Raw genomic sequence first — 4,688 nt, 5'->3', positions numbered from 1 at the left:
AGTTGCATGTTCACCGGATGGTATTTGTAGTGATGGCGCAGGTCTTGAATTGAAGTGTCCTAACACTACCGAAGTGTTTATTGACTTGGCTTTGAACGGCATTAATGCCATGAAAAAGGAGTATGTCGCTCAGGTTCAATATTCTATGTGGATAACAGGAAAGGATGCCTGGCATTTTGCTAATTATGATCCCCGGATGCCCGGAGGAAAGGAAATTGTTCACATGCCCGTGTATCGTGATGAAAACATGATGAAAGAATTCGATGAGCAAATCCCTGAGTTTATAGAAAAGATGAATGAGGGATTAAATAAATTAGGCGTTGAATTCGGTAATCAATGGAGGGTCAATAATGGCTAGTAAAGGCGTTAACAAGGTTATTTTAGTTGGTCACTTAGGCCAAGACCCAGAGGTACGTTATCTACCAAATGGTGGCGCGGTGACAAATATCACACTAGCTACCTCTGAAGCATGGCGGGATAAACAATCCGGTGAAATGAAGGAAAAAACCGAATGGCACAGGGTTGTGATATTTGGGAAACTCGCTGAAATTGCCGGTGAATATCTGAGAAAAGGTACTCAGGTTTATATTGAAGGGCAGCTACAAACACGGAAGTGGCAAGACCAGCAAGGACAGGATCGCTATTCCACTGAGGTGGTGGTAAATATCGGTGGAACGATGCAGATGCTAGGAGCCAGACAGGAAAGCCAGCAGTCACAACAGCAGCACCCAAAACAGCAACAACAATCTCAGGGATGGGGGAAACCACAACAGCCACAATCAGCACCACCAATGGATTTTGACGATGACGTGCCGTTCGCCTCTATCGGCAAGCAATACCCCAACCATGCTATCTACGTGATTTAACCAAAACAACTCTCTCCCAACTTAGGATACCACCATGATCAATGTTGTCAGTTTCTCTGGCGGCAGGACATCGGCTTATCTCGTCTATCTGATGGAACAGCGCCGCAAACAAGGTGAGGATGTTCGCTATGTGTTTATGGATACAGGCGCTGAACATCCCTCCACATACCGATTTGTTAGGGAACTCGTTAAATTCTGGGATATTCCACTGGTTGTATTGCAGGCTGATATCAATCCCCAGCTTGGCGCATCCAATGGCTATACCATCTGGGAACCGAAGGATATACAAACACGGATGCCAATTTTAAAACCGTTCACAGAAATGGTGAAGAAGTATGGTACGCCTTATATCGGTGGGGCGTTCTGCACTGACCGCCTAAAGCTGAGGCCATTTCGGGATTACTGCAATGACCATTTCGGGCGAGGTAATTATCAGACATGGATAGGTATTCGAGCCGATGAACCACGGCGATTAACCCGCAAGGGTGGTGTAAGTTATCTGGCAGATATCTCAGACGTTGACAAGCAGGATGTTTTAGATTGGTGGCAAGAACAGCCCTTTGATTTATCACTTCCCGAGCATCTGGGTAATTGCGTGTTTTGCATCAAGAAGAGTGCGAAGAAACTGGGTTTGGCCTGTCGAGATGAACCTGGATTAAAAATTCAGTTTGAAGAGCAATGTATAAATGCTGATTATATCAGGGATGGGCACCGGAAGACACCAAAGGACATCATGTACAGAGGAAATATGTCATTAGATGGAATAGCCCGGATGTACTCAAATGTAGATTACCAAAATCTATATCAAGAGATGATCGCAGCTAAACGTTTTGATACCGGTTCCTGCTCCGAATCCTGCGAAATATTTCAGTTAGATCTATTTTAACCCTACATACCACTGCTGGACATGTGGTGCGCGTGTCAGTATTCACCCGGAAACCGATATCCCGATGGGGTCACTGGCGGATAAGAAAACGCGACAAGCGAGAGTATCAGCGCATCGTTATTTTGATGATGTCGTCAGGAGTCGTAATTTAGAGCGCACGGAAGCGTATCAATGGTTAGCACGTCAACTGGACATCAGTTTCAACACCTGTCACTTCGGCTGGTTTGATACTGATATGTGTAAGAAAGCAGAGAGTATATGTAGGAGAATTAATAATGAACAATGATGTAATTGAGTTGGCGCGGGAAATGAAAAAACGCAGTGAAGCGGTATTATCAGCATACGCTTGCTTTATGAAATCAAACAGCGATGAAGATAGGTTAAAATTCCAAGCAGATAATGATTACCTTGATTTAATGATAGCACCTAATAAGCTAATAGCACTTTGCGAAGCAGTAGAAAAACTCGCTGAATATGAAAATATGGAGCCTGTGGCTTGGGGGAGTAATACTGGAATGGGTCGTATTATGGTTACTACAACCCTACCAGTAATAGTATCAGAATGGCAAGAATTCAATGAATCTCACCCTGATATTGCTGACGATATATTCCCTCTCTACCGTCATCCAAACAAATAACGAGAATATGGCTATGAAACAAGTCCAAGCAATGACAACTTTAGTCTTAATTGATGGAGTAACTTATCAATTGGTTTTGCCGGCAAATATTATCGCAATTCAAGCCAAGCAAGCATTAATGATGGTTGAAGAGTTTGGCGGTCTTATTAGTCCATGTAATTTTGTGAATATTAAACCTATGGAGGCAGCTGGATTGCCATTTAATATAAGTAACAAGGATGACTAACGAATTCGAGAACGCAAGGAGGAAGGTGGCAAGGGATTGCCTTAAGGAACTGAAACAGCATCCAAAACGTACAGCTCAACAAACCAACCAAATACTCACCAAGCACCTACCCCGATTTAAAACCACTATGTCGTCATATCAAAAGAGTAAGTTCCTGCCTGTGATGTGGCTGAGATATTACGTAGATATGATTGATAAGGAGATGAGATGAATTTCATTATTCGCGGTATCTTCATGTCGAAAAGAAGGAGATAATTATGGAACGCCACGATTACACCCTTATTACCGACACGGAACTAATAGAGCTTACCGGATATCAAAAACCATACAAACAGTGTCAATCACTAGAAAAAGCCGGTATTTTCTTCATTAAACGCCCCGATGGACGACCTCGCACTACGTGGGGTCATTTTAACAATCCTATCTCCAGGCTTTCTGACTCAACCTCTACTGAAGAACCTGATTTTGGAGCAATATAGCATGGCCGGAAAAAGGAAAAACCCAGAAGATAACTGGATGCCACCGCGTGTATTTCGAGGTCGGTCTGCGTATGAATTTAAGCACCCGGACGGGCGTACTATCCGTCTGTGTGCTCTGGATACTGATAAATCAGTTGTATGGAAGCATTACGAAAAATACCTCCACGACGAGAAAAATGTTTTTAATTATGAGTCACTCACAAATCATTTCTTACGCTCTGCTGATTTTATAGAACTTGCAGCAGACACACAGAAAGATTATCAGAAATACGCCAGAAAAATTATTCTTGTCTTTGGCAAAATGAACCCAGACAACATTAAGCCAGAGCACATTAGAAAATATATGGATAAGCGGGGCTTAAAGAGCAGAACGCAAGCTAATAGAGAGAAATCCTTCATGTCGCGAGTATTCCGCTGGGGATATGAGCGAGGATTGGTTAAAGGCAACCCCTGTAAAGGTGTTAAGCAATACCGCGAAAACACGCGTGAACGTTACATTACTGACATGGAGTATCAGGCACTTTATAACTCTTCCCCTCTTATTATTCAGGTTGCTATGGAATTGGCTTATCTTTGCTGCGCTAGACAGAAAGATATCTTAGAGCTTCGTAAAGATCAGTTAATGGAAGCCGGTATTTACATCAAGCAGCATAAGACAGGAAAGAAGCAAATCAAAGGATGGTCAGAGAGATTAAGAAAGACTATCAAAATGGCTGAATCTCTTCCACGAAAAGAAGGTATTCATAGTCTATATGTTCTCCACCAAGATAATGGAAAAAGGTATACCAGAGATGGATTTAATAGTAGATGGTTCAAGTCGAAAGAGACTGCTACTAAACAATTTCCAGAATTAGATTTTAATTTCACTTTTCACGATCTGAAGGCGAAAGGTATTTCTGACCTTGAAGGAACACTACAAGAAAAGCAAGTTATCTCCGGTCATAAGAACATCGGTCAGACTGCCAGATATAATCGCAAGGTGGAAATAGTACCTGTAGTAGGCAATCAAAAAAATGGAAAGAACAAACACCAAGGGAGTTAAAGTACCTTGTGTCTGATGCTTATAAATGTTCAGAACATAAGTCATTTTTAACCCGTAACATGTTGTTTTTATTACATGAGAAAAATCCCTTATGTTCTGAAAAAAATAACAAAGCATTGATTTTTAAGTAAATATATACTGATTTAAAATCCCTCGGCTGTAAGGCTGTGCGGGTTCAAGTCCCGCCCTGGGCACCAAACATAAGTTTACTAACGTCTACACTAGTAAACTGACTCTTAGAAAGACCTGATAAATCAATCAGGTCTTTTCTTTTTAGGTCTACTCTAGTCTATTGCAATCAACATGCACGGCGGGGCATAATCAGGGGCACCTACACTTCTATTTTAAATGTGCCCCTTATAATGAAACTAAACGCACGACAAATCGAAACAGCAAAACCCAAAGAAAAAACCTACAAACTCGCTGATGGTGGTGGCCTCTATTTAGAAGTCACGACACGCGGCTCGAAGTACTGGCGTATGAAGTACTACCGCCCCACCGATAAAAAAGAAGACCGACTGGCTTTCGGTGTCTATCCTACCGTTTCTTTA

General features: G+C 42.1%; 9 protein-coding genes. All 9 read left to right on the top strand.

Annotation, left to right across the window (positions count from 1 at the left end; translation table 11 throughout):
• Positions 1–358: YqaJ viral recombinase family protein (locus tag AACS90_RS20675; protein WP_193757305.1), on the top strand; the 358-nt coding region annotated here is incomplete at its 5' end.
• On the top strand, positions 351–866 hold the full coding sequence (locus AACS90_RS20670) for a single-stranded DNA-binding protein (protein ID WP_099123602.1): 516 nt from the start codon (positions 351–353) through the stop codon (positions 864–866). The genes AACS90_RS20675 and AACS90_RS20670, both read left to right, overlap by 8 nt.
• Positions 867–900: 34 nt before the next feature.
• Entirely contained in the window at positions 901–1,752 is an 852-nt protein-coding gene (locus AACS90_RS20665) for a phosphoadenosine phosphosulfate reductase domain-containing protein (RefSeq protein ID WP_099123601.1), read from the top strand.
• Positions 1,742–2,038, top strand: coding sequence for a zinc-finger-containing protein (locus AACS90_RS20660; protein ID WP_099123600.1), 297 nt, complete (start codon positions 1,742–1,744; stop codon positions 2,036–2,038). Before AACS90_RS20665 ends, AACS90_RS20660 begins: the two co-directional genes overlap by 11 nt.
• Positions 2,028–2,390: a hypothetical protein gene (locus tag AACS90_RS20655; protein WP_099123599.1), complete on the top strand. Its 363-nt coding sequence runs from the start codon at positions 2,028–2,030 to the stop codon at positions 2,388–2,390. Before AACS90_RS20660 ends, AACS90_RS20655 begins: the two co-directional genes overlap by 11 nt.
• 13 nt (positions 2,391–2,403) lie before the next feature.
• Positions 2,404–2,616: a hypothetical protein gene (locus AACS90_RS20650; protein WP_241538337.1), complete on the top strand. Its 213-nt coding sequence runs from the start codon at positions 2,404–2,406 to the stop codon at positions 2,614–2,616.
• A gap of 257 nt (positions 2,617–2,873) precedes the next feature.
• Entirely contained in the window at positions 2,874–3,095 is a 222-nt protein-coding gene (locus AACS90_RS20645; RefSeq protein ID WP_099109850.1) for a DUF4224 domain-containing protein, read from the top strand.
• Position 3,096: 1 nt separating this feature from the next.
• Positions 3,097–4,137: a tyrosine-type recombinase/integrase gene (locus AACS90_RS20640; protein WP_099123597.1), complete on the top strand. Its 1,041-nt coding sequence runs from the start codon at positions 3,097–3,099 to the stop codon at positions 4,135–4,137.
• 362 nt (positions 4,138–4,499) lie between these two features.
• A partial coding sequence (locus tag AACS90_RS20635; RefSeq protein WP_153043710.1) for an Arm DNA-binding domain-containing protein occupies positions 4,500–4,688 on the top strand: 189 nt, incomplete at its 3' end.

Origin of the sequence: Xenorhabdus sp. KK7.4 (assembly GCF_963876465.1) — a bacterium.
GTDB lineage: Bacteria > Pseudomonadota > Gammaproteobacteria > Enterobacterales > Enterobacteriaceae > Xenorhabdus > Xenorhabdus stockiae.
Note: the sequence above shows the minus strand (reverse complement) of the source record. Positions and strands in the feature narration are given on the sequence as shown.

What these genes read in the sequence shown, in the direction of transcription:
- AACS90_RS20670 (WP_099123602.1), top strand. Translation starts at nt 351, where the DNA reads ATGGCTAGTAAAGGCGTTAACAAGGTTATTTTAGTTGGTCACTTAGGC.
- AACS90_RS20665 (WP_099123601.1), top strand. Translation starts at nt 901, where the DNA reads ATGATCAATGTTGTCAGTTTCTCTGGCGGCAGGACATCGGCTTATCTC.
- AACS90_RS20655 (WP_099123599.1), top strand. Translation starts at nt 2,028, where the DNA reads ATGAACAATGATGTAATTGAGTTGGCGCGGGAAATGAAAAAACGCAGT.
- AACS90_RS20650 (WP_241538337.1), top strand. Translation starts at nt 2,404, where the DNA reads ATGAAACAAGTCCAAGCAATGACAACTTTAGTCTTAATTGATGGAGTA.
- AACS90_RS20645 (WP_099109850.1), top strand. Translation starts at nt 2,874, where the DNA reads ATGGAACGCCACGATTACACCCTTATTACCGACACGGAACTAATAGAG.
- AACS90_RS20640 (WP_099123597.1), top strand. Translation starts at nt 3,097, where the DNA reads ATGGCCGGAAAAAGGAAAAACCCAGAAGATAACTGGATGCCACCGCGT.